Source organism: Vibrio crassostreae (assembly GCF_041439375.1).
Classification (GTDB): domain Bacteria; phylum Pseudomonadota; class Gammaproteobacteria; order Enterobacterales; family Vibrionaceae; genus Vibrio; species Vibrio crassostreae_D.
The window spans coordinates 1-25137 of record NZ_JBGONY010000068.1; the positions used below are offsets into that span (position 1 = coordinate 1).

A 25137-nucleotide genomic window follows, 5' to 3' on the forward strand; every position below is an offset into this window, starting at 1 on the left:
CTATCGGATAAGTGAGAGGAAAGTCCTCCGCGAAGCGGCTTAGTTCAACAGCTATTAGACAGAAAAATTCTGCATTTAAATATAGAATTTTTCTATCTAGTTTCATATGCACATCAATTTATCACGATTAATCACAGCATTTCAGTGACTTAAAACATAGATAAACTCATTGAATGACAGAATCTAGAATATTTCCATATAGTATGAATTGCGCAACAACCCCTCTTGCTGGATATAAACACAGTTCCCATGAGCATGCCCCCAAACACAAAAAAGCCTGCCATCTATGCGAACATAAATGGCAGGCTTTATACGTTAGTTAAGCTTGTGTGTGGCTAGCTTACACGGCTTCGAATGCGAGGGCTTTCTTCTCTACCTGACGGAAGATCAGCGTTAGTATGCCGTTTACTGCTAAGTAGAATGCGCCAGCAATACCGAACACCGTTAGTGTGTCGTAGGTTTGGCCGTTGATACGCTGAGCGTAACCCATCAAATCCATGATGGTGATGGTGCTTGCCAGTGACGTACCTTTGAAAACTAGAATCACTTCGTTCGAGTAAGCTGGAACGGCGCGGCGTAGTGCATATGGCAGTAACACTTTCAGCGTTGCGATTTTGTCCATACCAAGTGCGCGACATGCTTCCCACTGCCCTGCTGGAATGGCGTTGAATGCGCCTCTGAACAGTAGCGTGCTGTATGCCGCGGTGTTCAAAGCTAATGCTAACATTGCGCAGAACCAAGGTTGGCTTAACCAAGTCCACATGAAGCTTTCACGAATCCAATCGAACTGACCCGGGCCGTAATACACCAAGAAGATTTGAACCAACAATGGTGTGCCAGTGAACAGCGTGATGATGCCACGAGTGAACCAGTGAATCGCCGGTATTCTTAGAATTAGCGTTACCGTCATCAGCAGTGACAAGATACAACCAACCAGCAATGAAGCACCTGTGAGTTGAAGACTGGTCACTAAGCCTTCAAGCATTTGAGAGAGGTATTGTTGATTCATGCCATTGCCCCTTTGTTACCCAAACCTTGAATAGAGAACTTACCATCAATCACTTTTACCAATCTTTGTGTGATTAAAGTGATGACCAAGTAGATTGCTGCTGCTGTCGCGTACCAAGTAAATGCTTCGTGCGTTGCCGCTGATGTTAGTTGTGCTTGTTTCAGCAAATCTGTTACGCCAATCAGCGAAACTAATGCAGTGTCTTTCAGTAACACTAACCATTGGTTGGTTAACCCTGGTAGTGCGTGCCTTACCGCTTGAGGTAAAACTATACGAAAGAATGAACGTGATTGAGAGATACCAAGCGCGCTTGCTGCTTCTCTCTGCCCTTTGCTTACTGCTTTCAAAGCACCACGGATGGTTTGTGAAGCGTAAGAAGCAAAGATAAGTGACAGTGCAACAACACCAGATAAGAACGGGCTCACTTCGATGAAGTCGCCAGTGATCATGAACAGAACTTGTGTCGAACCAAAGTAGATAAACAGTACGACCAGAATTTCTGGTAAACCACGAACAATCGTCACAAATGCAGTCGTTGGCCATTTGATTGCAATACGACGAGACATCTCACCACTTGCAAACAAAACTGCTAGAACCAATCCAACCAATAGACTTACGAATGCAAGCTGAACAGTCATCCAGCTTGCTTCGACGAGCCCTAAAGAGTAACCCGTTAATTCCATAAATTACTTACCGAAGTACTTGTTGAAGATCTTGTCGTATTCGCCGTTCGCTTTCACTGCAGCAAGTGCAACGTTGAGCTGGTCTACAAGTTCTTGGTTGCTCTTGTTTACTGCGATACCAAAGCCGTTACCGAAGTACTCTTGGTTTGTTACTTGGTCGCCAACGTACGTTAGGTTGTCTTCTTTCTTGAACCATTCTGCTACAACGGCTGTGTCACCGAATACAGAATCGATACGACCGTTTTTCATGTCGATGAACGCATCTTGGTAGCTTGAGTAAGGTACCGCTGTTACGCCAGTCATTTGCTCAAGTAGAAAGCTCTGGTGAGTAGAACCGTTTTGAACACCAACACGCTTACCTTCTAGTGCTGCTTGGTCTGCTACTTTGCCTTCGAAAGAGATGAATGCTGCAGAGTTGTCGTAGTATGCGTTAGAGAAGTTCACTTGTTTAAGACGCGCTTCTGTGATGTCCATTGCTGAGATAGCTGCATCGTAACGTTTGAATTTAAGCGCAGGGATCAAGCTATCGAATGCTTGGTTGTGGAAAGTACACGTTGCTTTCAGCTCTTCACAAAGTGCGTTTGCTAAGTCTACGTCAAAACCTTGAATTTGGTTGTTCTCATCCATGTATTCGAATGGTGCGTAAGTTGCTTCCATTGCGAATTTGATTTCTTCTTGAGCAGCTGCGTTAAAAGAAGCAAGGCCGATAAGTGAAGCTAGTAGAATCTTTTTCATTTTGTTACTCCGAATACTGTGTAATAGCGGCCTGTGGCCATTCTTATAATTTGATTGTTTTAATTGATGTTGTGTTTAGCTAAATCTAGAGAGTTACGTGAATCTTATGCGTTAACTCAGATTTAATGAGTCAAATACTCGGCAAACTCAGGTGTCTGCGGATTAACGAATGAATCACTGGTGCCGTGTTCAACGATGTACCCTTTCTCTAGGTACAGAACGTGGCTAGCAATCTTCTTCGCGAAGTCGACTTCGTGCGTCACGACTACTTGGGTAATGCCCGTTCCGCTCAATTCTTTAATAATGCTCACGACTTGGTTGGTGATCTCAGGATCAAGCGCCGCTGTTGGTTCATCAAACAACAACACATCCGGTTTCATCATCAGCGCACGTGCAATCGCAACACGCTGTTGTTGACCGCCAGACAGTTGAAGTGGCCAAGCGTCTGCTTTGTCGGCAAGTTGAAGTGTCTTTAGTACTTCTTGAGCTTGCTTAATCGCTTCTTGCTTATCCAAACCCGCAACTTTGGTTGGTGCTTCAATCAAGTTTTCCATCACCGTCATGTGTGGCCATAAGTTGTATTGCTGGAACACCATGCCGACTTTACGACGCAGTTTAAGCCCTTGCTTCTCTTGGATCTGACCAGCAAAGTCGAATTGCTCGTTAGCAATGTCTAATTCGCCGTTGTCCGCGATTTCTAGCAGGTTCAAAACTCGCAGTAGTGAACTCTTGCCTGCGCCGCTTGGGCCAAGCAATACCAAGGTTTCGCCACTCTCACAGTCGAAACTGATGTCGTGAAGAACTTGGGTATCACCGTATGATTTGTTGATGCTCTTTACTTGAATACTCATGCCACAATACTGCATTAATTATCATTTGTTGGTTATTCTATTCAATCCGAGGTTTTATGCAAGAAAAATGTATAAAAAACTACTTTGTTGAATTTTTGTAACAAATATTGCACAAAAAACAGTCGCTATAACTGGTCTTACAACCAAAAACTGCAAGCCATTGATAAGGTTAGTATCGAGATAAAAAGCAAACGTTTTTCTATCAATTTATAAATCATAACTCGATTACTAGTTTATGAACGCACTCTCCTATTAACGCTAATTTACTTGCATAAAAATTAGGGTTAAACCCCCTACTTTCCTATCGAACGGACTGGATCAAAATGCTTAGTTTTCCTTTAAGGTCGTTTTGAACTATGCACTTGGTGATGATGAAATATTGGAAATTGAGTTTCCTAGGGAGCGTCACAGCGCAATAAATGCTTTAATGGGTTCTATTCTCAACAACAATTACTGCCCAGCGAAAAACGCGCAGTACAGGCAACAAGTCATAAACCATAAGTAATTAGCCATAAGTAACAAGCCATCTATTTTTAAAGCGACAACACATTAAGGCAGTCATATGCAAAACGATGTCTCTTCTACGCTCGACTCAACTCAGCGATCGACTCAAAAAGCGCCAGAACCCAAACCTGAGAAAAAAAGCCTCAGTATTCTGTTCGAGCTCAGCAAATTTATTCAGCCCTATAAAGGCCGTGTGATTGCTGCTTTGATCGCGTTGATCTTCACGGCGAGCTTAACCCTTTCAGTCGGACACGGTATTCGCCTTCTTATCGACCAAGGTTTTAGCCAACAATCACTCTCAGATTTAGGCAGTGCGATTCAATTCATCATGGTCGTGGTCGTATTAATCTCGATTGGTACTTTCTTCCGCTTCTATTTGGTTTCTTCTGTTGGGGAACGCGTGAGTGCGGACATTCGCTTATCGGTTTTCAATCATGTCGTGACGCTGCACCCGAGTTACTTTGAAACCAACGGCAGTGGCGACATCATGTCGCGCATCACCACGGATACCACTCTGCTTCAAAGTATCATTGGTTCATCGTTCTCTATGGCGATGCGCAGCGCGTTGATGTGTATTGGTGCAATCATCATGCTGTTTGCGACCAATATTAAGCTGACGTTGATTGTATTGGCCTCGGTGCCATTTATCTTGATTCCGATTCTTGTGTACGGGCGTCGTGTAAGAGCCCTATCTCGTCAAAGCCAAGATTCGATGTCTGATGTCGGGTCTTATGCCGGTGAGGCGATTGAGCATATTAAAACGGTTCAAAGCTACAGCCGAGAAGAGCAAGAGAAAGCGTCGTTCGCTGTTGAAGTGGAAAAGGCTTATGAGATTGGTCGCCAGCGTGTAAAACAGCGCGCGATTCTTATCTCTGGCGTTATCGTGATTGTATTCAGTGCTATCGCAGGCATGCTTTGGGTTGGCGGCAGTGATGTTATTAACGGCACTATGTCAGCAGGTGATTTAGCCGCGTTTGTGTTCTACGCAATCATGGTTGCTTCGTCATTAGGTACGATCTCTGAAGTGATGGGCGAACTGCAACGAGCGGCAGGTGCGACCGAGCGATTAATCGAGATCCTACAAGTTGAAAGCCATATTGTTGCGCCAGTCGCGAATCCAACTTCGCTTGCTAACGTAACGCCAGAGGTCGCATTTGATGATGTGACCTTCTGTTACCCATCAAGACCGGACCAGCCCGCAACAAGCAACCTCACGCTCACTGCCCATGAAGGCAAAGTATTGGCACTGGTTGGCCCATCTGGCGCAGGTAAAACTACCCTATTCGAGCTGCTGCAACGTTTCTACGACCCACAAGTGGGTAAAGTGACGTTAGGCGGCGTTGAACTAAATCAGTTTGATCCTAACGAGCTAAGAAAGCAGATGGCATTGGTGCCGCAGCAACCTGCTCTGTTCAGTAATGATGTGTTCCATAACATTCGCTACGGCAACCCGCAGGCAACAGACGAGCAAGTTATCGAAGCGGCTAAGAAAGCACACGCGCACGAGTTTATTCAGAACCTACCAGATGGCTACAACAGCTTTCTTGGTGAGCGTGGTGTAAGGCTTTCTGGCGGACAGAGACAGCGTATTGCTATCGCACGTGCCATCTTGAAAGATCCGAATATTCTATTGTTGGATGAAGCAACCAGTGCACTAGACAGCGAAAGTGAGCATCACGTACAACAAGCGTTAGAAGAGTTAATGCGTGGCAGAACGACGATCATTATCGCCCATCGATTATCAACAATTAAACACGCTGACCAGATTGCGGTGCTCGATAAAGGACAGCTAGTAGACATCGGCGACCACCAGTCTCTCATCAATAGCTGCGAATTGTACCAACGCTTGGTTGAGCTGCAATTCAAACACCTTAGTGCCTAACCATTGCGTGCAGGTGTAACTAAGTGACTGACATTGTGTGGTTTCGAGCTTCAAAAACTTGAATCACACGTGTTGCAGTTTTGTTAATTTGGCGGTAGGGTTTTTATTCCAATAACAACTTATCCCGATGAAGGGTAAGTCGATAACGTTAATTACACAGATAAGCATAAGAGAGTTCGCATGGAAGCACTATTATCTGACTACCCGGTAGTAACAGAAATCCCTGTCGCTTGGGGAGAAATGGACGCACTCAATCACGTTAACAACGCCGTATATTTTCGCTATTTCGAAACCGCTCGCTTAGATTTTTTCAAACACGTCGAGCTAATGGAAGAGATGGCGATTACCAAAGTTGGTCCTGTTCTAGGTGACACTTACTGTAAGTATTTCCGCCCAGTCACGTATCCAGATACCTTGATGGTTGGCTCACGTGTTACCGACATTCAAGATGACCGGTTCACTATGGAATACGCGATTGTCAGTAAGGCTCAGCAGAAACTGACGACCATCGGCACCGCAACTATCGTGATGTTTGATTTTGCTTCAAACCAAAAAGCCCTGCTCTCGTTACGCTTAACCAATGAAATCGAAAAGATGAACACGTTGAAAAGCCCATGCTTCAAACAAGAAGCCGTGACAGAATAACGTATTCGCTGATTGAGAAAGACTCAGAAAGTTTCAGACATTAAAAAGGCCACTCGATTGAGTGGCCTTGTGTTTATTGGTTCAAAGTGTTTATAAGCAGTTAAGCCTTATAAACCTTGAACCCTATAGACCTTGCACGTACTGAGCGTTAGTTCGAACTTCAACCATCTGCTCTAGGTTCTGTTGTGAACCTTCTACGCCGTTCAGTAGCGCTTCGAAATGCTTGATAAGCTCGACTTTATCTTTCACTTCTTTAGAACCTGCACCGATGTTGGTTAGGTCAATGAAGAACTCGTCGAACAGACCAGAGAAATCTGTCACTGCGTCATGGTTCAAGAACTGCTCGTGGTTGTAAATGCTTGGGTAGCCACCCTTCTGTTTATCAACCGCGAAAGAGATGCCTTTCACGTTGGTAATCGTGGTTGCTTTCTCACACTTCAACATACAACCCGCTTCAATACTTGGCTTGTTACAACCCACTGTTCTTTGGAAGAAACACTGACGGCTAGTCATCATCAAGATTGGGTGGTAAATGCTGTAGAACAGTTTGAAGTTCTCTGGGCGACGAATATGACGAATCTGACCTTTGTTGATCTCGTTCGAAATGAATGCGCCAGCACAGTTAAGCTCTTCTTTCAAAGTAACCAGTGCGTGAGAGTTGGTTGTGTTCATGAACGGGCCTGCAACCCACTCAATTCCCATCTCATAAGCTTTGTAAGCAATACCCGTGTTGTTAGTCACGATGCGAGCTGGCTTGATCTCTTCTAGAATACGAACCGCTTCGTCGTAATCTTTACCGATCAATACCGCTGGGAACCAAGGAATCAAACGTGGGTTTGCTGCCAAGATGTCGATGTATTTGTTACAACGCTTCTTGAAGCTTTCTGGCAGTTTGAAGTAAACATCCGCGTCAGTCACATCACATAGGTGTAAGTCTTCAACGTCAGCGATAAGCATCGACATAGTCGGCTTCTCGTTCACTTTAGGGTGTTGAGGCAGTGCAGGCACTTCAACGTGCTTAATCACTTCCACAGAACCGTTCAGAATGAAGTCGATCTCGTCTTTCAGATCCGAAACCTCTTTAAGAGGAATCAGCAAGCCCGCATCCACTTCACTGAAGTCGTGGCTCTCTAGTGTGTGAACCGCACTCTTCACGTTTTTGAATCGCTTCTCAAGTAGCTCTTGAGTAATAGCCTTCTCTTCAACCGCTTTCAATAGCGATTTAGATTGAAGGGTAAAGTTCTCTTTTGGCGTGTTCACAGTCACCGTAAATGGTTGACCCACTTTTGCACTGAACGACAGGGCTACTGGTGTCTTACGAATATCAAGGAACTCGATCTTGTCACGCATTTCGTTACCAAGAACGTCTTTCGCTTGGTGAAGTTCGTTGGTCACTTCTTGAATTTGTACTACTGAGATTTCGTTGTTCTGCTCCGTCGCTTTCTCAACAGCGTAGTTCATGCTGTTGTCGCGCGGGTTATCGATGAACATGTCTTTCGTTAGGTTGCCCTTTAGGAAAGAGTTGGTGAAATCACGGTTGAATACTTTGTGCAGGTTCGAATCGTCTTCGATCAACAAACCACTTTCTACAAAGCTATCAATCTGTTTACGCCATGTGTCTACCACGGTGTAAACGTAGTGTGCGCCTTTAATACGGCCTTCTACTTTCAGTGAGTCGACTTTCGCGTCAACCAATTCAGGTAGGTCGTAGTATGCTGAGTTATCTTTCAGGTTGAGTGGGAACTTGTTGCCTGCATTGGTGATTTCGTATTCATCACGACACGCTTGGCTGCAACGACCACGGTTACCTGAGTTACCCACACTTACTGAGCTTGAGTAACATTGACCAGAGAATGCGATACACAGAGCGCCGTGTACGAACACTTCGGTTAGTACATCGTGATCGTGTGCCACTTCCGTCAGCATCTTGATTTCAGGCAGGTTCAACTCACGAGACAAGTTAACGCGCGTCGCGCCAATCTTAGACAAGAACTTAATCTGGCCTTCGTTGTGCGTAGTTAACTGAGTCGACGCGTGAACGTCTAACGATTGGAAATGCTTCTTAACCAGGTTGAATAAACCCAAGTCTTGAACAATGATGCCATCGACTTTGGTGTTCACAAGCTGGTTCAGCAGTTTGGTGATGCTCTTAGTCTCGTGCTCCAGTAGCACAACGTTAAGAGTCAGGAACACTTCACAGCCGTATTCATGAGCAAGGCGAATCACACCATTCAATTCGTCTAACGATAGGTTAGAGGCTCTGTTACGAGCGTTGAATGTGTCTAAACCACAATAAACTGCATTAGCACCCGCTACGATGGCGGCTTTTATCGCTTCTACATCGCCACCTGGGGCTAATAACTCAATTTTTCTGCTCATTTTTGAAGTCGCTCACTTACTTATAATTTTTAAGCCGCGTATTCTACCCACATCACGATCTCTTTACCACCGTACAACACTTTTCAAACTAAATGACCTCAATAATGCCGAACGAATCCGATCTACCTATCCTTTATTCTTTGCGCCGTTGCCCTTATGCAATGCGCGGACGAATGGGCATCGCACTATCACAGCAAAAAGTGTTACTTCGAGAAGTCATTACCAAAGACAAGCCTAGCGAACTATTAGCCAGTTCGCCAAAAGGGACAGTACCGGTATTGGTGTTACCCAACGGACAAGTCATTGAACAAAGCTTGGATGTGATGAACTGGGCACTTCAACAGAACGATCCTCAAGATCTTCTGCGTTCAAGTGAGCCAATACTTAGCGAACAAGTGCAGCAACTCATTAAAACCAACGATGAAGAATTTATTAGCTATTTAGAAAAGTATCGTGCATCGGTTCGTTACCGAAACATCGATGTTGAACAACGCCGACAAGCCTGCGAAACCTTCATTAGTCAGCTGGAAGCGCGACTCACCGATCAGCCCTACTTTTTTGGAGAAACCCCAAGCTTGGCCGATTTTGCGGTGATGCCTTTTGTCAGCCAGTTTGTGCGAGTCGAAAAGAAGTGGTTTGTGAAATCGGAATATCAAAACGTAGGACGTTGGTTAAGAGCGCATCTCGAAAGTAAGCTCTACACCCAAGTAATGAAGCAATACCCTTTGTGGAATGAAACCAAGCAAGATTGTCTTTTTGGTGGATAATGGTAATTCAAGGATAGAGAAAGCGTAGTAATCAAGGTAAGTACGTGACACTGTATCTTCTTTGTAATGAGCAGATATTCAAAGGCTTAACTGGGTTTCCGTTGTCTCTTTACCGGTAACTACTGTCTCTTAACTAGCGACCACAGTCTAAGCTAAGCCTTTTGTTCATTTTAAACCAATCACTTAATCGCAATCGAAATCTCAACTTCAGTTTCACCTTTGTAGAATTCGAAATCTGTTGTGTAAGCTCGAACATGTGGGCAGTCTGCTGCGTTGAAATACGCCCACACTTCACCCCATAGGTCGATCACAGCTTGCGGTAATTCACCCTCAGCAGAAAACGTTAAGTACTTGCCTGCTTCGATATTGGTTTCAACTAGATTATCTAAACTATTATCGGTAAGCGCATTGGTACACGCGATAACATCAAACTCGCCCGTAAAATCTGACTCGTAGTTGGTGTAAACGCCGTATACCTTTGAGTCTGGGGTCAGCTTAGGAAAAGCTTGTTCGAAAAAGCCTTGCCACAATTGCCCAATTTGCGCCTTAGCCGGATCAACCTCATCGGTATTGTTGGTTCTTACCGAAAAACCATATGCTTTTATCGCTTCTAATATTTGTTCTTTCACTCTTCTATTTCCTAAGCCATTTTCTTAAACCAGAAGGTTCAGTACGCGTTGAATCGAATTCTAATCTTGAATCTCTTTGTGTCCGCACTTTTCACACACAACATGACGAGAAAACTCATCCATAGAGGCGATAAAAGGCCCCAAAAACCACCCTTTAATTACGCCTGCGATAAATTCATGTCGCTTTTGGTTTGGCTTGCCTGCAAATGCACTTTCCTTTCTAACCAAAACAACAACGTGTTGCGTGCGTTCACGACAAGATGTGCAGTAGCCTTGTTCTATTGAATTATTCATATGTCACCCTATGACGTTTTGAAAGATATTTGCTTAAAATGAGGGTTGTCGACACACACTTCTAATTCGATAATTTCAGTCAACACAACAAGTTGTTCTCGACCTTCAACACTTAGCTTGATGCACTCTTCTCGGTCTTGGTTACGCTTAGTATCTAAAGCAACACCTTCAACCCATTCACCAGAATTCAAAGTCAGCTTAATTGGGTACCGGTGCATACACACAATTTCAATATAATCGTAATCACTGCAACTAATCATAATGCCTCCCATTCATCCATCACGCTAATGCGGCACGCTGTACTATGCAAACTGTTTATAATCAATCATTTACTTAGATCACATTGCTTACCTTTAATCACATAAGCGAATTTAAGTTAAGTTTAGTCTCGCTGTAGTCATTCACGTTTCTTTTACTCACTCTTATTTATTCTTGCACCGTTAAATAACAATCGAGAATAAAACAATGAAATACATCAACCAGTTACGCGTGTTAGCTTTCTTGGGTTTAGTCGCTTCAATGATGGCGTTTAGTGCGAGTGCTGCCTCAGAAGTCGATGCGAGCCACTTCGCCAATGGCAAAACCAAATATCGACAGCTTTGTCAGGTGTGTCATGGCGACAAAGGTCACGGAGACGGGCCTACAGCCGCTTCATTGCCACACAAGCCCGCTAACATCGCTAATAAATTGAGCGGCTTTTTTACCAGTCCAAGTTCTTTGGCGGATGACATTTTAGAAGGCGATGTAGAGCAAGGCAGGCCAGCGTGGCAAGGTGTAATCACAAAGCAAGATGCTCTGGATATTCTGACGTACGTAGAAGCAATTCAGTAAGTTTTCACTTGTTTGAGTATTCTTGTATAAACATCATGTGGGAATATATTTTCACGCGAAGCTATATCGGGAAGGCGACTACTTGAGCGCCTTCCAGTATTGGTAAAGTCCACCGATATCTGAAGAACACATCAGCGACATTGCACCTTTGATTTGCTCTTCGCTCCATTCCCACCATTTCATTTCTAATAGCAGTGTAATTTCCGCTTCGCTAAAGCGGTATCGAATGTGGCGTGCTGGGTTCGAACCGACAATCGAGTATGGTGCAACGTCTTTAGTCACAACCGCTCGACTTGCAATGATAGCCCCATCACCGACCTTAACACCGCTCATAATCATCGCTTCTGTACCGATCCACACATCGTTACCAATCACAGTGTCGCCTGAGCGTTCAAAGCCGTCTATCGCACCTTCAAACTTCTCATCCTCTTGATAGAAAAACGGGAATGTACTCACCCACTGGTTTTGATGGCCTTGGTTGCCCGCCATCATGAACACGGCGCCAGAACCAATCGAGCAATAGCTACCGATGATTAACTTATCGATGTCGCTTCTATCCGGTAAAAGGTAACGCGCACAGTCATCAAAGCTGTGGTTATGGTAGTAACCCGAGTAATAACTGTGCTCGCCCACAATGATATTAGGATTGGTCACTTGTTCTTTGAGTGACTTGCCGACAAACGGGCTTTCAAAATAGTTTTTCATGTTTGTACTCTTAGTTTCGTTCTTTTAGTTAGGTACTTTTGTTGCTTGGTTCTTCACAAGCGTTTTTTAGAGCCTACGTTCTCTTAATTTTAGAGCCCCTAAGCCCTATCGACCGCCCGCAATATCAATAAATGAGCCAGTGACATATGAAGCTTCATCTGATAACAACCAAGCGATAGAGTTCGCGACTTCTTCTGGTGTGCCACCTCGTTGTAACGGTAGCTGCGAAGCTAGTCTGTCTACGCGATCAGGCTCTCCGCCGTCTGCGTGCATCTCCGTGTAGATACAGCCTGGTCTAACACCGTTAACGCGAATATTACGCGCAGCCAGTTCAAGAGATAACCCTTTGGTCAATGAATCCATCGCACCTTTCGATGCTGCGTAATCCACATACTCAAACGGTGCGCCTGTGCGAGAAGCGGCAGACGATACATTCACAATCGACCCAGCACCATCGGCTTGTTTGATAAAGGCTTTACTGCATAAGAAACAGCTTGAGACATTCGATTTCATGACCTTTTCAAAGCGATCAATCTCGATGTCTTCTAGTGCAGATTGGGTAAATAAGATGCCAGCGTTATTGACCAAGTGGGTAATTGGCCCAAGCTTATGACGTGCAATTTCGAACAGGGACTTTACGTCAGATTCTACCGACACATCGGCACGCACACAGATAGCAGTACCGCCCTGATCGCGTATCTCATTCACCAGTTCATCAGCTCTTGATTCATTGTGTATGAAATTGACACACACCGCATAGCCTTGTTTTGCTAATAGCTTCGATGTAGCGGCACCAATGCCTCGGCTTCCGCCTGTAACGATTACGATCTTGTTCATGAAATCTCCTAACTCGCTGACTTTTATTTATCTGATTGTTGTTATGCACATACTCTATTGTGAGCTTCGTGTTCTTGCATTTGGCCTTGTTACTTAAGTGATTTAGGGCTCGCTATCTGAACCCACTTTGCACGCCACTCTTGTGCAGCAAAGCCATCTGGCCAAAACTCAGTTTGCTTTTGGATTAAACCATCAACAATCGTGTGAAAGGTAATCACGCGATCGTTTAGTACGCTGTCCGTCACTGATACATCGGTCACGACGGTATCACCTTCGCAAACAATCGAGTTCAGCTCAAACTTCCAAACCCCATTCGCTGGATATTCAGAATTGATAGCTGTGAAGTTATCACGCCCTACCGTCAATTCAGACGACTGAGGCCAATACCCTTGAAAATCTTCCGCTAGCCATTCGGCCGCTTTGGCAAAGTCGTTGGTGCGCATTGCGTCCCAAAAACCTAATACCACGTCTTTTGATGTCATCTCTATTCCCTAATGTCTGTTTAAATCAGATAAGTGCCGATACTCTCAATCATACTTAAGTAGAAACCAAACAGCTTTTACTCACATCACTGCTTTATCAATTGCAATATATGCGTATAATCCCCGCTCCATTGCGCTATCGCCATTAAAAATAGCGCCTTTCAACATTTTTAATGAGTACCCAATGTCGAAACTATTTTTCAAAGGCCGTATCGAAACAAGACAGAACCACGTTCTTGCAGGCTACAACGTAAACCGCGATGTGAAAGCGGGTACTGAAGAATCTCCAATTGCAGTAATGGTTCAAACTGACGCACGCAAAGCAGAAGTTGAAGCGCTAGCCGCTGAAAATTCTATCTTCGTTACTGTTACAGTCGACGCAGACAAAGAAGAGAACACCATCGAGCTTGATACTCTACTAAACAAGCCAAAAACGATGACGTTTGAAAAGACCCCTAACCGTAACGACCCATGTTCTTGCGGCAGCGGTAAGAAATACAAGAAGTGTTGCGCATAAGGCTTCTTACTCAAACTGCCAATGCACGATGAGTTAAGCAATACCTAACGGGAAGATCATTGAGGTCTTCCCGTTTTTACTTGTATAAGCCAAACTCAATCTAGATTGTCTGGTGTTCGCAAATTGGTTCCACACTTTGTACATCTATAGTCACCGTTTCCGCCACTTGAAGCTAGCGACGATAAAATCATTCCAAGCAACCCTGGCTTCTTTTCATGTTGTGGCGCTTTTTCGGCTTGGTTACTGAACATAGTGTACTTGTGCAGTGTCAGTTCCTTACAGTTACAGCAGAACGCTCTCGTCTTCTCACTTCCATACATAATATCTATCGCCTTAACTCAAAGCACAAACCACACATATGGCAAATATGCCACACGTTGAATTAAATCTAAACATATTCATGAAGTTATGAGCAAACCAAAACGTTTAAAGCAACGAGCGGCATTAATTGCCATTACACGTGTCGATGAACAAAGTTATTCAATTCACTCACGCTTCTGATTATGTGAACCTCTTTCTCTTTTGCGTGAAATTCTAATCGCGCTCTAAAGTCATCATTCCAAAATTTTGGGCAGAGTTTTAGTGTCTTATAACTTTGTATCGTACCTTTTATAACTGAACTTCCATCAGGCCAGCCTTCAGGTTTAACGAACATCCCTTTTAGCATTCGCTTTGTGACGAACCAGTAACTAATGGGATAAGAAAGGTCGATATAAACCAAAGTATCAGCGGCATCTAAACGTGCGTTGAATGAACCTAATGGGCCAAATCCATCAATGATCCAGCTTTCTGACTTAAGTATACTCTCATGGGCCTGCTCGAATACTTCACGTTCAACAAACTCTCCACTGGCCTTATAAACAATAGAGTCCAACTGGTGAAGCTCTATACCTGTAGCTAGCGCTAACGCTTTGCTGACTGTGGACTTTCCACTCCCAGGCTTGCCAAAAACCGCGATCTTTTTCATATGACTTCCTCTCTATTCAGATAAAACCCATAAGACAGATACAAAAAACCCACCTTACGGGTGGGTTCGATAAACAAAACGCATCAACAATCCCACCATTCCTATGGAATGATGATAATTCGTTGGTTAGATGGCGCTAAATTCAGTTTCATAAAACTACTTTTATATATTATTGCTTAATTGTCAACACAATGACTAATGAGCGATATCATCGTCATATCGCACCCACTAATAGTCTTAATGAGTGCTTATTGGTCTTGGTTATTTAGCTTTCTTTTTCGCCACTGCCGCTTCCGATAGCTTGCTTAATACGCCCGATATTTTCTTAACTAACTCGTCACAGCCATTGATCGCGTGACGTTCTACCAAGTAATTAGGATCGTTGTAAGATAACCATACTTTCTTACTAGAATCTTCAGTGACTAACACCTTCTGCGGTAAATCTATCGCGACTTCTTGAGCACATTGCATTAATGGTGTCCCTACTTTCGGGTTACCAAAGATGATGACTTCCGTTGGTCTCAATTCAAGATCGACCTTACTCGCGTTTTTCTGATGGTCGATTCTCGCAAACAAGGTCAAACCTTTGCTCTTGGCGATTTCTTCAAAGCGGTCAGCAGTCTCTTTCACTGAGTAATTACTTTGGTATTTAATCAAACCATCAGAAGCCGCAGCTGAAAATGATGCCGAGAGTAAAATGGCGCATAGTGGTAGTAATTTTTTCATCGTCACCTCTGAGATTTAACCTAATCAAACTTAAATTCATAGCGCCACCTCTAAAATCAGCGACGTAACCCATGTCAGTATAGACGCGTTTCCATTCTCAGTTTGCAGAGAGGATCACTTTTCTAATGCGTCTTATTATCATCAGTTTAGGTAGGAATTGTTTCAAAAGCTAAACACACAATCAGTGCCACGATTTAGTCCCACATTTCTCACATTGGTACTCGTAATCACTGTCGACATAAAAACCGGGAACATTATGGTCATCTTTAAACAATAACGTCATCAGGTACTCCATCAACACGCCTAGCTTCCATTGTTTCTTTTCAGATTCAGCGTCCGCTTTTGATTCAGCATCGGAAGCGTTAACAGCAAGGTGCGGGGTAAGTGCGTTGCACTGCTCACAGTGATAAGGGTGTTTAATATACTTATTATCAAGCATTTATATAAGCCAACTAACATTTATAAAGTTGATACATACTAACAACTTATCACTCGATTCTCGAACTTATTGTTTTCCATTAGAGTTTTATTAGAAAGAAATGAGACACAAGATAATACCATGTGTCATGCATCTACTTTAATAGGCATTGCGGTGTTCGATAGCAGAACAAAAGAGTAACTGTGTATCGTTTGAAATTTAGTTAAGCGCTTTAATTAGAACCGTGTATTTCCACAGGTTTGCTTCATCTTCTCCAAGCTCGATACTTGCTTCTCCACCCTCTTGATCAAGAATAAAAACCGGCATCTCACTACTAGACTCACCATTTTCATAATCGCATGACATTTTGGCCTCTAATAGAATAGCGTTAGCTTCATGCTTAGAAAGAACACCCGAATAAATGCACTTTTCAGTTTGAGATGTGACTTCCTGTCCGAAAGAGTCGAACTTAAAGGTTGGGAAGTTGAGTTTTGATTCAGAATCCTCGACAGTGACCGACACTTGGTAATCGATCGCTTCAATATTGGTATTGGTTGCAAATGCACTACCAGAAACACTAAGCAGCAATAAAGCTAAAGCAGTGGTTTTCATGTTGTTCTTATTCCTTTAACAATGGGCTTGCTACGCTGAAGTAACACTATGAATTCCCGAGTTTAATTTAAACGTTGTTAGGTTGAAACTTCTTTGTCATTCCTTGGCAAGATAGTTAACTTTTACTTTAATAACCCTTTGTCCGCAGCACCTTCAAGTTGCACTTCTAGTTCTTTCCATAGAGCACGACTGCCTTTAGAAATACGCTCGCCATTGAAGCTCAGTACTTTGTCTTTGGATATGTTGTGCTTCTTCCAGCTATGACCACCACCATGGATGTTATGAAGCAAAGGCGGCACTCTATCGATCGCCTTACCAAATCTGGCTTCCGGTGACTCACCCGCTTCGAACTCAAGCCATAACTCCAAATACTCGGTTCTTAAATGACTCGGCAATGATTTCAGCAACCGCTCAACGCAGTTTCTCTCTTTGAGCTTGTTTTCTTCAGTTTCACTGGCATAAATGATGGTGTCTCCGGCATCGATTTCCCCAAGATCATGAATCAGCAACATCTTCATCACTCGCGTAATATCGATCTCTTCATTGGCATAGTCTTTTAACATAAGAGCGCTCAAACAGACGTGCCAACTGTGCTCTGCTGAGTTTTCATAACGATTTAACCCAACAGGTTTCGTTTGGCGAGAGACATCTTTTAGCTTTTCGATCTCTACCATGAACTGCAAAATGCCTTTTATTTCTTCCACGATGAGCTTCCTTAACTTAAGTTGTGATTTAGCGGTTCGGAGGGCTAACCTAACGACAGACAAGCGTTACTACCAATGAACCGACATTTTGTAATACGCAACACCCGACTTTTCAAATTCAGAGCCTTCTACAGCCATCCCAAACTTTTGATAAAAACCTAAAGCCGTTGTACGTGCATCGCACCAAAAATATTGGATGTTTAAATCTTTGAGGTTAGAGATCGCATGCTCAATCACGTTTGAACCGATTCCCTGCCCTTGGAAATCAGGCAGCGTGGCAAACTTTCTCAGCCTCGCTTCATTGCCTTGAATATAGATAGACGCGACACATACCAACTGCTCACCAATAAACGCGCCGTAATGCGTTGCTTGTTCGTCATCTGGCACCATACAAAACGACATCGGTTTATCAGGCCAAAGCACTTGATGCCTAACCGGAAGTACCTCCATCGCTGACAGCTGTTTTATTTCCATATTCTCTGTTTAGCTCCCGACTTGATTACCCTTGTTGTAATTGCAGAGATTGTGATCGCCATGATTGTTATTACTAAACTTGGTAAGTCATTAAGTGATAACGCTCTAATCCCTCTCCCTCTGTGGACGAGATTACAAAGCCTTGCGACTGATAAAAGCCAACCGCATTTTCATTGGTAGTCAAACACTTCAATGTCAGATCAGAGTAATGTTGTTTGCAAGTATTGAGTAAAGCAGAACCAGCCCCAGAACGTAGCGTTCGCGGGCAAACATAGAGGTGATGGATGAAGCTTTCAGGTTCCCAAACAGAGGCAAAACCTAAAACCTTATTGCCAGAAACGGCGACCCATATTTCTTCACCTTCTGTATCTAATTCGAAATCGGATAACTTAAAAGCGTCGGCATCAGCACAATGAAAGGTGTTCTGTCTTGATTCTAGATAGATCGCCTGTAAAGCGGTTAAATACTTGGGGTGATACCTTGTGACTTCCATGTCGCTCCTGCCAATCCGTATGACTAGAATTAGGGTTGTGGGCTAAGCTTGCTTATCTATCTGTTAGCCATAGGGTGTTCAGGGTTTAACTGAAGCAGATCCCACAAGTTACCGTAAAGATCTTCAAACACAGCAACGGTACCGTAGCCTTGCTCTTTAGGCTCTCGGACGAAGTTTATGCCCAAAGACGTCATGCGTTCGTAATCACGCCAGAAATCATCGGTGTTTAAGAATAGGAATACGCGTCCACCAGCTTGGTTACCGATGAAATCGCGTTGCTCAGGCTTGGAAGCTCTAGCAAGTAACAGGCTCACACCGGTTGAATTTGGTGGAGCAACAACAACCCAGCGTTTATCTTCTTCTGGTAGATACGTGTCTTCGATGAGATCAAACTTAAGCTTGTTTACATAGAAATCAAGCGCTTCATCGTAGTCTTTTACCACGAGTGCAATGTGGACAACATTCTGTTTCATAACATACCTTGTTGGGGTTTTAGCTGCGTCGAATGATGCCATGAAGCTGACAAAGACACTAGGTGTCGCATCATAAATCGTAGTATCTCGTCCGTCACAATCAAAAAGGTATACATCATTTATAATTGCCAGAACCCGAGCTCGACGCCACCTTGAATAACAATGGCACACATGCCGTGACGTGGTAACTCCATTGGCGGCACCACGACTTCGGCACCTAGTTTCTCGGCTGCATTTACTGCAGACTGAATATCCTCAACCAGCGTGTAATGACGAACAGTTGGGTTTTCAGTTTCACGAAGCGGTGCTCGAATGCCAATTACCCCACCATTAGATAGCTTTGCAGTGCGCGCCCCACCAAGGTTCACATCAGCACCACTGAACTTCACATTGTAAAGCTGAGCGTATGTTGCACAAACAATATCGACATCTGGGGTAACCACTTCAAGATATTGAACCTTCATCAAATTTCCTTTTCGTGTTCTTTAAGACTCTCAATCTGCATACAGCTGTGCAGGTGTTTCTCATCAAATAATTAGTCGGTTTCATATTACTAAGCAATTTGACCGCGCATGATAAATTGCGGGCCTGCTGCGCCACCTAAATACTGCTCAATGGTATCTTCGAAGCCGCCTTTCTTATAACAGTTGAATGCTGCCGGATTTTTGCAATTCACAGTTAAGTAAATCGACTCATACGCTGAGTAATTCGCTTTTAAATATGGAAACAAAGCTTTGACCGTGCCAGTTCCTAAACCTTTACCTTGCTGGTTTTTATCAAGCACAAAAGCTCTTAAGCCAATGCTTCCTTCTGGGCAGAATTCGTAGTGCTCTGCGTAAGCGATATCCAGCTTAAAGAAACCAACAACTTCGTTATCAGACTTAATCACGTGCAAGTGCGTCGTTTCACTGCCGTCTAATAAAAACTCTGCAGCTGTGCCAGCGAACTTGACCTGTTCATCGGCGAGTTGGATGGCCTGAACTGACGCCACATGCGATTCTTCAAGCCTTTCGATAGTTATCATTGTTGTTCCTTCTGTATAACACGCACGAAAAACCGACTAGAGCTCATCGCTAGTGTCTCGAGAACCGTAGTTTGGGAAGTTGATATTAAGAACGTTATCGTCCTCAAGAGTGAATAGAACACTTCCATTCTCTACACCGGTTTCGTTCCTATCTGAACAACCTAGAAACAACTCCCAATCAAACGAATATTGAAGTCGGTATTGATTCGCATTGATGTGTAGAACGTCTTTGATTTTGATACCGTTCACCACATGTGCCATATCATCGATGTATGACAGGTCTGGGATTAACTTTTCTTCGAAATCACTCTTATGCTCGGTGAAGAAATTGAGCAGCTCAGAACATAACTCGGAGCCATGAACCGATGGTTTAGACAGACTAGAAAACAACATTTCTAAATACTCCAAGGATTGTTTTGATATTGGAAAGATGGGCGCGAATCTGTTACAAATTCAAGCTCAGCCAGCGCGAACCTTTAAGGCTAAACGTTACTATTATCCGAGCTATTAAACGAGTACATTCGAACTTCATCTCGAGGAAACCAGCCCAATTTTTCGTAAAACTGTTGAGCGTTGATGTTGTCGTTATAGACAAACAAGTGGGTCTTCGGGATGCCTAACCCTGCAAGGGCGTTGACCGCCTCTGCAACAAGCTTACAACCTAACTTTTGCCCTCTGAAGTTGGCCGAGACAGCTAAGTGTTGTAAATACCCACGACGTCCATCCGTTCCGACCAACACAGCACCAATGATCTCGTTGTTATTTTCAGCCACAAAACTCAGACCGGGGTTACGATCTAAATAGTTCCCAATACTTTCTTTCGAATCGGCATCGCGAATACTCATGCCTTCTGTCTGGCACCACAACGCGATCACTGAGTCGTAGTCTGAAATTGCCATTTCCCGAATGTTGACCACTCTACTCTCCTTATATATACGGGGTCTTTATTTGCTACTTTTTGACGAGCGACTTGGTGAGAAACGATAGCGAGGAATCTACAGGGTAATTTTCTAACACCATCTGGCATTCATACCCTCGTTTCTCATAGAAAGGCTTAGCTTGGAAACTTAATGTATCGATCAGTGACGACGTACAGCCTTGAGACTTCGCATACTCTTCAATAAGTTCAAGCAACGCACTACCGACTTGCTTTCCTCTCATCGAATCATCGACCCAGAGAAACTTAATCAGTAACCAGTTTCCCCAAAGATCAGCGACAATACCACCAACTTTGTTGCCTTCCACCATCGCGTAGTACGCAACTTGAGACTTGGGTATCCCTTCCAGAAACGGTGTGTTGTGTTTGATTAACCCGCCTCGGACTTCATTAATGTCTTCATCGGAGGGCTCGATATCTAATTGGTATTCCATTGACTTCCTATCTCTGGATTAACGGCTTATGTAACATGTTCGATGCACTTACTAGCAGATAGCTAAACCACTAAAGTGAGCTATTTGTACAAGCTAAACTTCTTTGTAAACTCACGTAGAATCTCCGTGTCACCAAACAGGCATACACCAAGATACTCAAGGTCTTCTTCTTTGGTTTCTTTGGTTCGTTGCTGCTGCTCAACAGAACCACCTTCGATCATTGAGCTCGTAAAATCGGTAAATTTAATACCACGGCTGAAGGCTTCTTCACGCACTTTTCTAAGCTTATTTGAGTTGTCTGCTTTCAGCACGATGAAAGGGTAATGAGATAAATTAGGGTGGACATTGCCATCCAAGTCTTCATAGTCAACGTAGCAAGTCTCGTCACTTTCTAATTGATTAGATAGGCCAACGCTCAAGTGCCCTAACACGTTCAATGTTCTTCCTAAATCCATCTTTTTGCTTAAAACCGCTATGAATCGTTTTTGGCTTTCGTCTGGCAAATAGCTCACTACATATCCTCATTCATTCTTAATCACAGTATTTGTATAACGCATTACTGGGGCGTGAGCAATGCAACCTTAGTACTCAGTTAATACGTTTAGTCTATCCAATAATTTCGAGCAAAGACCAGTATTCGTTAAACCACAAGGTCATGATTTAATGAATATCTTGGCAGAACCTAAAGAGATAACCGTCTGGAGTTTGAACGATGAACTGCTTCTGAGTCGCGATCGAATCACCACATTGATAAGACTTCGACTCTAACGCTAAGTAAATAGAATCAGCGGCGCTTTCGTTAACTCTCTGATAAAGTGGTTCGATATCGATAACATCCCATTGGAAGTTAACACCACGCCCTAACGGAAACTCCAGATCACCTGAAAGCCATTTTCGACTTTTGCCCGCAATCCCTTCAAGCATCACATCAACACCATCGAGCGTTAGATAAGCAAACTCTTCATCTGGGCGATCGTATTTCACTTCAAACCCCAACACATCGACAAAGAAGGATTTGCTCACATTAATATCGAAACAATAAAGCTCTGGAACTACTCGTAATGTCATGATTTACCTATTCACTAAATAGCGAGAGATTAGTAAGAATCTAATCAGGATTTCCACTCTAATATAGAGTTAATTAATCTGTGTACTTTAGCTAGCTTTGTAAAGCCTTTCATTGATCTCCCAAAGCGCGTTTCTGTTCGAGTCATATGTTAGAAGTTCAATAGCTTCTTGGTAGTCACACCAACGGTAATCTGTGTGTTCATTTGATAATTGAGGATCTTCCGTCACTTTAACTGAGAAGGAATGCTCAGGAATTACGAATGGATGCTCAGTCCAATTGTGATTTCCTGCATAAAAGACTTTTGGAAGCATGCACATTGAATCGAGCAACTGCCAATTACAACCGACTAGTTGAGTCTCTTCAGAGAGCTCTCGTTTTGCTGCTTCAAGTAATGATTCATTGTCTTCGCCACCACCCGATATTGCCTGCCAAACACCATTGTCCCTTCTGCGTGCGATTAAAAATCGAGATTTGTTATCGACTGTTTTGTAGGGAAAGACTAAAACTTGAAAAGGTGCTCTCATTGATGTGCCCTCCAATCATTCGCGTTTACTGCGCTAGCTTCCCAAGGATGACCGGATCGCTCAACAGATTCGTCAGAGGAAGAAACAATGGCTCAGGTAACTCATCTAGCTTAAACCATTTCCATTGCTTACATTTATCAGGTTCTGTCACCTGCGGTTCGCCGCTAGCGTCAGAAGCAACAACAAACAGCGTAATATAGTGCTTGTTCTCTTTCTCAAAAATATCATTGGTAAAAGTCAGCTTCTCAAATGCACTAACAACTAAGCCAGTCTCTTCGAGTGTTTCGCGTTTGGCACACTCTTCGATACTTTCACCCCACTCAAGGTGTCCGCCCGGCGTTGCCCACGTATGAGCCCCATGAGAACCAATTCGTTCTCCAAGTAGTACTCGTCCTTCACGTAGAATAACCGCAGCTACACCTACTCTTACTTCCTGACTCACTTAAAACTCCTTAAGAAAGAAATCCAACCTTCAACGATAAGTACCATGTATAACGAATCAATCTCGATTAATTCACTGTTCTACTTCGACCAATATTTTTATGACTCTAGTATTTTGTTACCACGTACGATCTGATAAATAGCGATATTTTTCTCAGTCAAAAGCCTCACGAGATCTGGTACACATTGGATAGGCATCGCAAGTTCATACCCAAACTCCAAATGTGAAATAGACGTTGACGGTGACTGACCAACAAACGACTCAAGTATGCTGAGAGCAGTTCCTTCCCACTCTCCAACTTCAAAATAAACGTTATACATGTCTTCGCTATAGTCTCTTGGCGTACCAGCTTTCATCTCTTGTACCCTGTTTTGTGTTCCATCTATGATGTTCGCTTTAAGTTAAGATACGCGTTATGCCGTCTTACATTATTGTTCACGTTTATGTGTACGTTACCCAGCTCGAGCACCATTAGGCATTTCGGTTTCAGGACAAGCTAAACACGGATTTAATTTGTCTTCATAACCAATATCAAACAACATCCCTTGAGACACTTCACCCGCCATCTTTCTTTCAGGCAAGTTCACAACAAACAAAGCTTGCTTGCCTTCGATTTCTTTCGGGTTTTCTCGCTCTTGTTTAATGCCAGCCAAGATTGATCGCTGATGATCGCCAAAGTCGACGGTGAGTTTCATCAGCTTATCTGATTTAGCGACTTCAGAAACCTTTACGATTAAGCCGACACGAATATCTAATTTCGCGAAATCATCAAACGTAATTTCATCTTTAATTGGAGCGTATTTCATAAACCAGACCTCATTGTTTCCAAATCACATAACGTACAACTAAGTCACTAACAATGCTGAGACTAGATTCAAATTTACCACTGACGCCAAACTGAATTAAATACCCAATGTTAAGAGCGATCCCACAAAGCTTTATAGATCAATTCCAAGGAAGCACTTTTACTTGCTGCCATCGAGCCTTATAGCCAGTGGTCATTTTGTTGTAATTTTCTTCTGTCATTGCTCGCTTATTCGGTTTAATCAGCATATCAAACGCATCCTCTACACCGTATGGTGAAAACAACTTGATGCCGCCTGAATCATTCAAAGTAAACCCGATAGCAAATGCAGAGAGCCAAGACTCGATACCTTGTTCAACACGATCGTATGGTTGAATGAAGCAACCGAACTTCTTAGCGTAATGCTCATGAATGGTCGCTTGGTTCTTTACGTCCACGTCGACACAATGACTTAACCGCGAACGAATGCGGTTTTTGAACTCATCTTCGGTGATAGCTGAGGTACTATTGAAATAGACAACATCGAAGTCTTTGACTTGGTCTAGAAGCGGTTTGTTTTCGATATCATTCCAGATGATTTGAGTGATAGCTCCGCCTGCAATATAGAAGTTTGGCAAGCCCACCTCACGACATACTTTGGCTGTATCGATTAGCTCAGGAACTTGTTGAATGAGGTTCTTTAGTTTTTGTTTATTCATCGTGACTTAAACACCCAGTAATGGTGCGTTTGACAAAACGTATCGCCACTTCCCATATCGAACAAGATCTTTAGCGATTCAGTTTCAATATGCAGTGACAGCCCACACTCAACGGCTAAATCTTTCCTGTTATCCAGTCGAGAGTTATCAACCAGCGTCGTTATTTTCATAGTTCCCTTTTGATTCATTTACGAATCGCACATTGCCCAACGGAAATAAGGTCTTTGACCATCCATTCGCTCAACCTCTGCACCCAACCTTTTGTAGAAATCATGCGCTTTCTTATTATGTGGACTTGCCGTCCATGAGATGTGAGAGGCATATGATGACTCCGCTTGTGACTTTAAAGCCAACATAAGTTCACGGCCATACCCTTTTGATCTTTGATTTCCTGTTACCAATAGGTCGTCAAGCCAGATTGATGGCTCTCCACTGAAGGATGAATATCGATAGTGATACAGTGCGAAGCCAAAAGGCTCACAATTCCGTTCCAATATTAATGCATGGGCAAATGCGTAATCACCGAATAATGGTATGCGCCCCATGAACCCACGGGGCTATGTTGCTAATGTTTGAAGTTCCAAGGT

At 43.4% G+C, this 25137-nt stretch carries 37 protein-coding genes and 2 pseudogenes; 5 read left to right on the forward strand and 34 right to left on the reverse strand.

Annotated elements, in window-relative coordinates; genetic code table 11:
• Nucleotides 1-340 precede the first annotated feature (340 nt).
• From artM to artP, 4 genes are all read right to left on the reverse strand, one after another.
• On the reverse strand, nt 341-1009 hold the full coding sequence (gene artM, locus ACED45_RS20550; protein ID WP_371714902.1) for an arginine ABC transporter permease ArtM: 669 nt from the start codon (nt 1007-1009) through the stop codon (nt 341-343).
• Complete coding sequence (artQ, locus tag ACED45_RS20555; RefSeq protein WP_017083621.1) at nt 1006-1692, reverse strand: arginine ABC transporter permease ArtQ; 687 nt, start codon at nt 1690-1692, stop codon at nt 1006-1008. Before artQ ends, artM begins: the two co-directional genes overlap by 4 nt.
• 3 nt (nt 1693-1695) lie before the next feature.
• Entirely contained in the window at nt 1696-2427 is a 732-nt protein-coding gene (locus ACED45_RS20560) for a lysine/arginine/ornithine ABC transporter substrate-binding protein (protein WP_004733839.1), read from the reverse strand.
• Between the two features lie 122 nt (nt 2428-2549).
• On the reverse strand, nt 2550-3278 hold the full coding sequence (artP, locus tag ACED45_RS20565; RefSeq protein ID WP_004733840.1) for an arginine ABC transporter ATP-binding protein ArtP: 729 nt from the start codon (nt 3276-3278) through the stop codon (nt 2550-2552).
• Nucleotides 3279-3840: 562 nt separating this feature from the next.
• Here artP and ACED45_RS20570 point away from each other — a divergent pair.
• Nucleotides 3841-5664 carry an ABC transporter ATP-binding protein/permease gene (locus tag ACED45_RS20570; RefSeq protein WP_371714903.1) on the forward strand — a complete coding sequence of 608 codons (1824 nt, stop codon included), beginning with the start codon at nt 3841-3843 and terminating at the stop codon, nt 5662-5664.
• Between the two features lie 180 nt (nt 5665-5844).
• Nucleotides 5845-6309 (forward strand): acyl-CoA thioesterase, encoded by a 465-nt coding sequence (locus tag ACED45_RS20575; protein WP_048664989.1) that lies wholly within the window; start codon nt 5845-5847, stop codon nt 6307-6309.
• Nucleotides 6310-6432: 123 nt separating this feature from the next.
• On the opposite strand, the gene ACED45_RS20580 is transcribed toward ACED45_RS20575, so the two are convergent.
• Complete coding sequence (locus ACED45_RS20580; protein WP_371714904.1) at nt 6433-8688, reverse strand: peptidase U32 family protein; 2256 nt, start codon at nt 8686-8688, stop codon at nt 6433-6435.
• A 104-nt stretch (nt 8689-8792) separates the two neighbouring features.
• Here ACED45_RS20580 and ACED45_RS20585 point away from each other — a divergent pair, with 104 nt between their 5' ends.
• Nucleotides 8793-9455 (forward strand): glutathione S-transferase, encoded by a 663-nt coding sequence (locus ACED45_RS20585; RefSeq protein WP_371714905.1) that lies wholly within the window; start codon nt 8793-8795, stop codon nt 9453-9455.
• Nucleotides 9456-9634: 179 nt separating this feature from the next.
• Here the strand turns inward: ACED45_RS20585 and ACED45_RS20590 are convergent, their stop codons facing one another.
• The 3 genes from ACED45_RS20590 to ACED45_RS20600 are packed head-to-tail and all read right to left on the reverse strand — an operon-like array spanning nt 9635 to nt 10638.
• Nucleotides 9635-10084: a GyrI-like domain-containing protein gene (locus tag ACED45_RS20590; protein ID WP_102431854.1), complete on the reverse strand. Its 450-nt coding sequence runs from the start codon at nt 10082-10084 to the stop codon at nt 9635-9637.
• Nucleotides 10085-10144: 60 nt separating this feature from the next.
• The gene (locus ACED45_RS20595) at nt 10145-10378 is read right to left on the reverse strand and encodes a hypothetical protein (protein ID WP_102266822.1); all 234 of its coding nucleotides are present in this window, start codon (nt 10376-10378) and stop codon (nt 10145-10147) included.
• Between the two features lie 8 nt (nt 10379-10386).
• Complete coding sequence (locus ACED45_RS20600) at nt 10387-10638, reverse strand: Rho-binding antiterminator (RefSeq protein ID WP_048658678.1); 252 nt, start codon at nt 10636-10638, stop codon at nt 10387-10389.
• A gap of 205 nt (nt 10639-10843) precedes the next feature.
• On the opposite strand from ACED45_RS20600, the gene ACED45_RS20605 reads away from it, so the two are divergent.
• Nucleotides 10844-11209 carry a c-type cytochrome gene (locus ACED45_RS20605; RefSeq protein ID WP_102479142.1) on the forward strand — a complete coding sequence of 122 codons (366 nt, stop codon included), beginning with the start codon at nt 10844-10846 and terminating at the stop codon, nt 11207-11209.
• 78 nt (nt 11210-11287) lie between these two features.
• On the opposite strand, the gene catB is transcribed toward ACED45_RS20605, so the two are convergent.
• From catB to ACED45_RS20620, 3 genes are all read right to left on the reverse strand, one after another.
• Nucleotides 11288-11914, reverse strand: a complete 627-nt coding sequence (gene catB / locus ACED45_RS20610; protein WP_102479143.1) for a type B chloramphenicol O-acetyltransferase — start codon at nt 11912-11914, stop codon at nt 11288-11290.
• 105 nt (nt 11915-12019) lie between these two features.
• Nucleotides 12020-12751, reverse strand: a complete 732-nt coding sequence (locus tag ACED45_RS20615; protein WP_102431851.1) for an SDR family oxidoreductase — start codon at nt 12749-12751, stop codon at nt 12020-12022.
• An 89-nt stretch (nt 12752-12840) separates the two neighbouring features.
• Nucleotides 12841-13233, reverse strand: a complete 393-nt coding sequence (locus ACED45_RS20620; RefSeq protein WP_102529979.1) for a nuclear transport factor 2 family protein — start codon at nt 13231-13233, stop codon at nt 12841-12843.
• Between the two features lie 184 nt (nt 13234-13417).
• On the opposite strand from ACED45_RS20620, the gene ACED45_RS20625 reads away from it, so the two are divergent.
• Nucleotides 13418-13750, forward strand: coding sequence for a PBPRA1643 family SWIM/SEC-C metal-binding motif protein (locus ACED45_RS20625; protein ID WP_102529978.1), 333 nt, complete (start codon nt 13418-13420; stop codon nt 13748-13750).
• A gap of 95 nt (nt 13751-13845) precedes the next feature.
• On the opposite strand, the gene ACED45_RS20630 is transcribed toward ACED45_RS20625, so the two are convergent.
• The 23 genes and pseudogenes from ACED45_RS20630 to ACED45_RS20740 all read right to left on the reverse strand — a co-directional run.
• Nucleotides 13846-14070, reverse strand: a complete 225-nt coding sequence (locus ACED45_RS20630; RefSeq protein WP_123305093.1) for a hypothetical protein — start codon at nt 14068-14070, stop codon at nt 13846-13848.
• Nucleotides 14071-14204: 134 nt separating this feature from the next.
• Entirely contained in the window at nt 14205-14717 is a 513-nt protein-coding gene (locus tag ACED45_RS20635) for an adenylate kinase (RefSeq protein ID WP_371714906.1), read from the reverse strand.
• Between the two features lie 261 nt (nt 14718-14978).
• The gene (locus tag ACED45_RS20640; protein WP_102431847.1) at nt 14979-15443 is read right to left on the reverse strand and encodes a DUF302 domain-containing protein; all 465 of its coding nucleotides are present in this window, start codon (nt 15441-15443) and stop codon (nt 14979-14981) included.
• Nucleotides 15444-15624: 181 nt separating this feature from the next.
• Entirely contained in the window at nt 15625-15882 is a 258-nt protein-coding gene (locus tag ACED45_RS20645) for a hypothetical protein (protein ID WP_102490769.1), read from the reverse strand.
• 198 nt (nt 15883-16080) lie between these two features.
• Complete coding sequence (locus ACED45_RS20650; RefSeq protein ID WP_004733862.1) at nt 16081-16473, reverse strand: hypothetical protein; 393 nt, start codon at nt 16471-16473, stop codon at nt 16081-16083.
• A gap of 122 nt (nt 16474-16595) precedes the next feature.
• On the reverse strand, nt 16596-17177 hold the full coding sequence (locus tag ACED45_RS20655) for an HD domain-containing protein (protein WP_371714907.1): 582 nt from the start codon (nt 17175-17177) through the stop codon (nt 16596-16598).
• Nucleotides 17178-17246: 69 nt separating this feature from the next.
• Nucleotides 17247-17651, reverse strand: a complete 405-nt coding sequence (locus tag ACED45_RS20660; RefSeq protein WP_371714908.1) for a GNAT family N-acetyltransferase — start codon at nt 17649-17651, stop codon at nt 17247-17249.
• Between the two features lie 73 nt (nt 17652-17724).
• Complete coding sequence (locus ACED45_RS20665) at nt 17725-18144, reverse strand: GNAT family N-acetyltransferase (RefSeq protein WP_371714909.1); 420 nt, start codon at nt 18142-18144, stop codon at nt 17725-17727.
• Nucleotides 18145-18200: 56 nt separating this feature from the next.
• A complete protein-coding gene (locus ACED45_RS20670; RefSeq protein WP_371714910.1) occupies nt 18201-18617 on the reverse strand; it encodes a VOC family protein in 417 nt (138 codons plus the stop codon).
• A gap of 119 nt (nt 18618-18736) precedes the next feature.
• Nucleotides 18737-19081: a VOC family protein gene (locus ACED45_RS20675; RefSeq protein ID WP_065681850.1), complete on the reverse strand. Its 345-nt coding sequence runs from the start codon at nt 19079-19081 to the stop codon at nt 18737-18739.
• A gap of 89 nt (nt 19082-19170) precedes the next feature.
• Nucleotides 19171-19641 carry a GNAT family N-acetyltransferase gene (locus tag ACED45_RS20680; protein WP_122081508.1) on the reverse strand — a complete coding sequence of 157 codons (471 nt, stop codon included), beginning with the start codon at nt 19639-19641 and terminating at the stop codon, nt 19171-19173.
• 36 nt (nt 19642-19677) lie between these two features.
• A complete protein-coding gene (locus ACED45_RS20685) occupies nt 19678-20034 on the reverse strand; it encodes a hypothetical protein (protein WP_065675216.1) in 357 nt (118 codons plus the stop codon).
• Nucleotides 20035-20123: 89 nt separating this feature from the next.
• Complete coding sequence (locus ACED45_RS20690) at nt 20124-20558, reverse strand: GNAT family N-acetyltransferase (RefSeq protein WP_065681852.1); 435 nt, start codon at nt 20556-20558, stop codon at nt 20124-20126.
• Nucleotides 20559-20592: 34 nt separating this feature from the next.
• Nucleotides 20593-21012 carry a GNAT family N-acetyltransferase gene (locus ACED45_RS20695; RefSeq protein WP_102447888.1) on the reverse strand — a complete coding sequence of 140 codons (420 nt, stop codon included), beginning with the start codon at nt 21010-21012 and terminating at the stop codon, nt 20593-20595.
• Between the two features lie 80 nt (nt 21013-21092).
• The gene (locus ACED45_RS20700) at nt 21093-21524 is read right to left on the reverse strand and encodes a DUF2000 domain-containing protein (protein ID WP_076647020.1); all 432 of its coding nucleotides are present in this window, start codon (nt 21522-21524) and stop codon (nt 21093-21095) included.
• A gap of 148 nt (nt 21525-21672) precedes the next feature.
• Nucleotides 21673-22080, reverse strand: coding sequence for a bleomycin resistance protein (locus ACED45_RS20705; protein WP_017083593.1), 408 nt, complete (start codon nt 22078-22080; stop codon nt 21673-21675).
• 87 nt (nt 22081-22167) lie between these two features.
• Entirely contained in the window at nt 22168-22605 is a 438-nt protein-coding gene (locus tag ACED45_RS20710; RefSeq protein ID WP_102511426.1) for an NUDIX hydrolase, read from the reverse strand.
• Between the two features lie 25 nt (nt 22606-22630).
• Complete coding sequence (locus ACED45_RS20715) at nt 22631-23047, reverse strand: nucleotide triphosphate diphosphatase NUDT15 (protein WP_017096142.1); 417 nt, start codon at nt 23045-23047, stop codon at nt 22631-22633.
• Nucleotides 23048-23145: 98 nt separating this feature from the next.
• On the reverse strand, nt 23146-23403 hold the full coding sequence (locus ACED45_RS20720) for a hypothetical protein (RefSeq protein WP_004733879.1): 258 nt from the start codon (nt 23401-23403) through the stop codon (nt 23146-23148).
• 96 nt (nt 23404-23499) lie between these two features.
• Complete coding sequence (locus tag ACED45_RS20725) at nt 23500-23853, reverse strand: tRNA-binding protein (protein WP_017087128.1); 354 nt, start codon at nt 23851-23853, stop codon at nt 23500-23502.
• Nucleotides 23854-23992: 139 nt separating this feature from the next.
• The gene (locus ACED45_RS20730) at nt 23993-24550 is read right to left on the reverse strand and encodes a nucleotidyltransferase family protein (RefSeq protein WP_017068328.1); all 558 of its coding nucleotides are present in this window, start codon (nt 24548-24550) and stop codon (nt 23993-23995) included.
• Nucleotides 24551-24559: 9 nt separating this feature from the next.
• A pseudogene (locus ACED45_RS20735) lies at nt 24560-24720 on the reverse strand (MBL fold metallo-hydrolase); the annotation flags it as partial.
• Between the two features lie 18 nt (nt 24721-24738).
• Nucleotides 24739-25083: pseudogene (locus ACED45_RS20740) on the reverse strand (GNAT family N-acetyltransferase); the annotation flags it as partial.
• Between the last annotated feature and the right edge of the window lie 54 nt (nt 25084-25137).

Bases quoted from the DNA above. Each gene is read 5' to 3' on its own strand.
- artM (WP_371714902.1), bottom strand. From the start codon at position 1,009: ATGAATCAACAATACCTCTCTCAAATGCTTGAAGGCTTAGTGACCAGT.
- artQ (WP_017083621.1), bottom strand. From the start codon at position 1,692: ATGGAATTAACGGGTTACTCTTTAGGGCTCGTCGAAGCAAGCTGGATG.
- ACED45_RS20560 (WP_004733839.1), bottom strand. From the start codon at position 2,427: ATGAAAAAGATTCTACTAGCTTCACTTATCGGCCTTGCTTCTTTTAAC.
- artP (WP_004733840.1), bottom strand. From the start codon at position 3,278: ATGAGTATTCAAGTAAAGAGCATCAACAAATCATACGGTGATACCCAA.
- ACED45_RS20570 (WP_371714903.1), top strand. From the start codon at position 3,841: ATGCAAAACGATGTCTCTTCTACGCTCGACTCAACTCAGCGATCGACT.
- ACED45_RS20575 (WP_048664989.1), top strand. From the start codon at position 5,845: ATGGAAGCACTATTATCTGACTACCCGGTAGTAACAGAAATCCCTGTC.
- ACED45_RS20580 (WP_371714904.1), bottom strand. From the start codon at position 8,688: ATGAGCAGAAAAATTGAGTTATTAGCCCCAGGTGGCGATGTAGAAGCG.
- ACED45_RS20585 (WP_371714905.1), top strand. From the start codon at position 8,793: ATGCCGAACGAATCCGATCTACCTATCCTTTATTCTTTGCGCCGTTGC.
- ACED45_RS20595 (WP_102266822.1), bottom strand. From the start codon at position 10,378: ATGAATAATTCAATAGAACAAGGCTACTGCACATCTTGTCGTGAACGC.
- ACED45_RS20600 (WP_048658678.1), bottom strand. From the start codon at position 10,638: ATGATTAGTTGCAGTGATTACGATTATATTGAAATTGTGTGTATGCAC.
- ACED45_RS20605 (WP_102479142.1), top strand. From the start codon at position 10,844: ATGAAATACATCAACCAGTTACGCGTGTTAGCTTTCTTGGGTTTAGTC.
- catB (WP_102479143.1), bottom strand. From the start codon at position 11,914: ATGAAAAACTATTTTGAAAGCCCGTTTGTCGGCAAGTCACTCAAAGAA.
- ACED45_RS20615 (WP_102431851.1), bottom strand. From the start codon at position 12,751: ATGAACAAGATCGTAATCGTTACAGGCGGAAGCCGAGGCATTGGTGCC.
- ACED45_RS20620 (WP_102529979.1), bottom strand. From the start codon at position 13,233: ATGACATCAAAAGACGTGGTATTAGGTTTTTGGGACGCAATGCGCACC.
- ACED45_RS20625 (WP_102529978.1), top strand. From the start codon at position 13,418: ATGTCGAAACTATTTTTCAAAGGCCGTATCGAAACAAGACAGAACCAC.
- ACED45_RS20630 (WP_123305093.1), bottom strand. From the start codon at position 14,070: ATGTATGGAAGTGAGAAGACGAGAGCGTTCTGCTGTAACTGTAAGGAA.
- ACED45_RS20635 (WP_371714906.1), bottom strand. From the start codon at position 14,717: ATGAAAAAGATCGCGGTTTTTGGCAAGCCTGGGAGTGGAAAGTCCACA.
- ACED45_RS20640 (WP_102431847.1), bottom strand. From the start codon at position 15,443: ATGAAAAAATTACTACCACTATGCGCCATTTTACTCTCGGCATCATTT.
- ACED45_RS20645 (WP_102490769.1), bottom strand. From the start codon at position 15,882: ATGCTTGATAATAAGTATATTAAACACCCTTATCACTGTGAGCAGTGC.
- ACED45_RS20650 (WP_004733862.1), bottom strand. From the start codon at position 16,473: ATGAAAACCACTGCTTTAGCTTTATTGCTGCTTAGTGTTTCTGGTAGT.
- ACED45_RS20660 (WP_371714908.1), bottom strand. From the start codon at position 17,651: ATGGAAATAAAACAGCTGTCAGCGATGGAGGTACTTCCGGTTAGGCAT.
- ACED45_RS20665 (WP_371714909.1), bottom strand. From the start codon at position 18,144: ATGGAAGTCACAAGGTATCACCCCAAGTATTTAACCGCTTTACAGGCG.
- ACED45_RS20670 (WP_371714910.1), bottom strand. From the start codon at position 18,617: ATGAAACAGAATGTTGTCCACATTGCACTCGTGGTAAAAGACTACGAT.
- ACED45_RS20675 (WP_065681850.1), bottom strand. From the start codon at position 19,081: ATGAAGGTTCAATATCTTGAAGTGGTTACCCCAGATGTCGATATTGTT.
- ACED45_RS20680 (WP_122081508.1), bottom strand. From the start codon at position 19,641: ATGATAACTATCGAAAGGCTTGAAGAATCGCATGTGGCGTCAGTTCAG.
- ACED45_RS20685 (WP_065675216.1), bottom strand. From the start codon at position 20,034: ATGTTGTTTTCTAGTCTGTCTAAACCATCGGTTCATGGCTCCGAGTTA.
- ACED45_RS20695 (WP_102447888.1), bottom strand. From the start codon at position 21,012: ATGGAATACCAATTAGATATCGAGCCCTCCGATGAAGACATTAATGAA.
- ACED45_RS20705 (WP_017083593.1), bottom strand. From the start codon at position 22,080: ATGACATTACGAGTAGTTCCAGAGCTTTATTGTTTCGATATTAATGTG.
- ACED45_RS20710 (WP_102511426.1), bottom strand. From the start codon at position 22,605: ATGAGAGCACCTTTTCAAGTTTTAGTCTTTCCCTACAAAACAGTCGAT.
- ACED45_RS20720 (WP_004733879.1), bottom strand. From the start codon at position 23,403: ATGAAAGCTGGTACGCCAAGAGACTATAGCGAAGACATGTATAACGTT.
- ACED45_RS20725 (WP_017087128.1), bottom strand. From the start codon at position 23,853: ATGAAATACGCTCCAATTAAAGATGAAATTACGTTTGATGATTTCGCG.
- ACED45_RS20730 (WP_017068328.1), bottom strand. From the start codon at position 24,550: ATGAATAAACAAAAACTAAAGAACCTCATTCAACAAGTTCCTGAGCTA.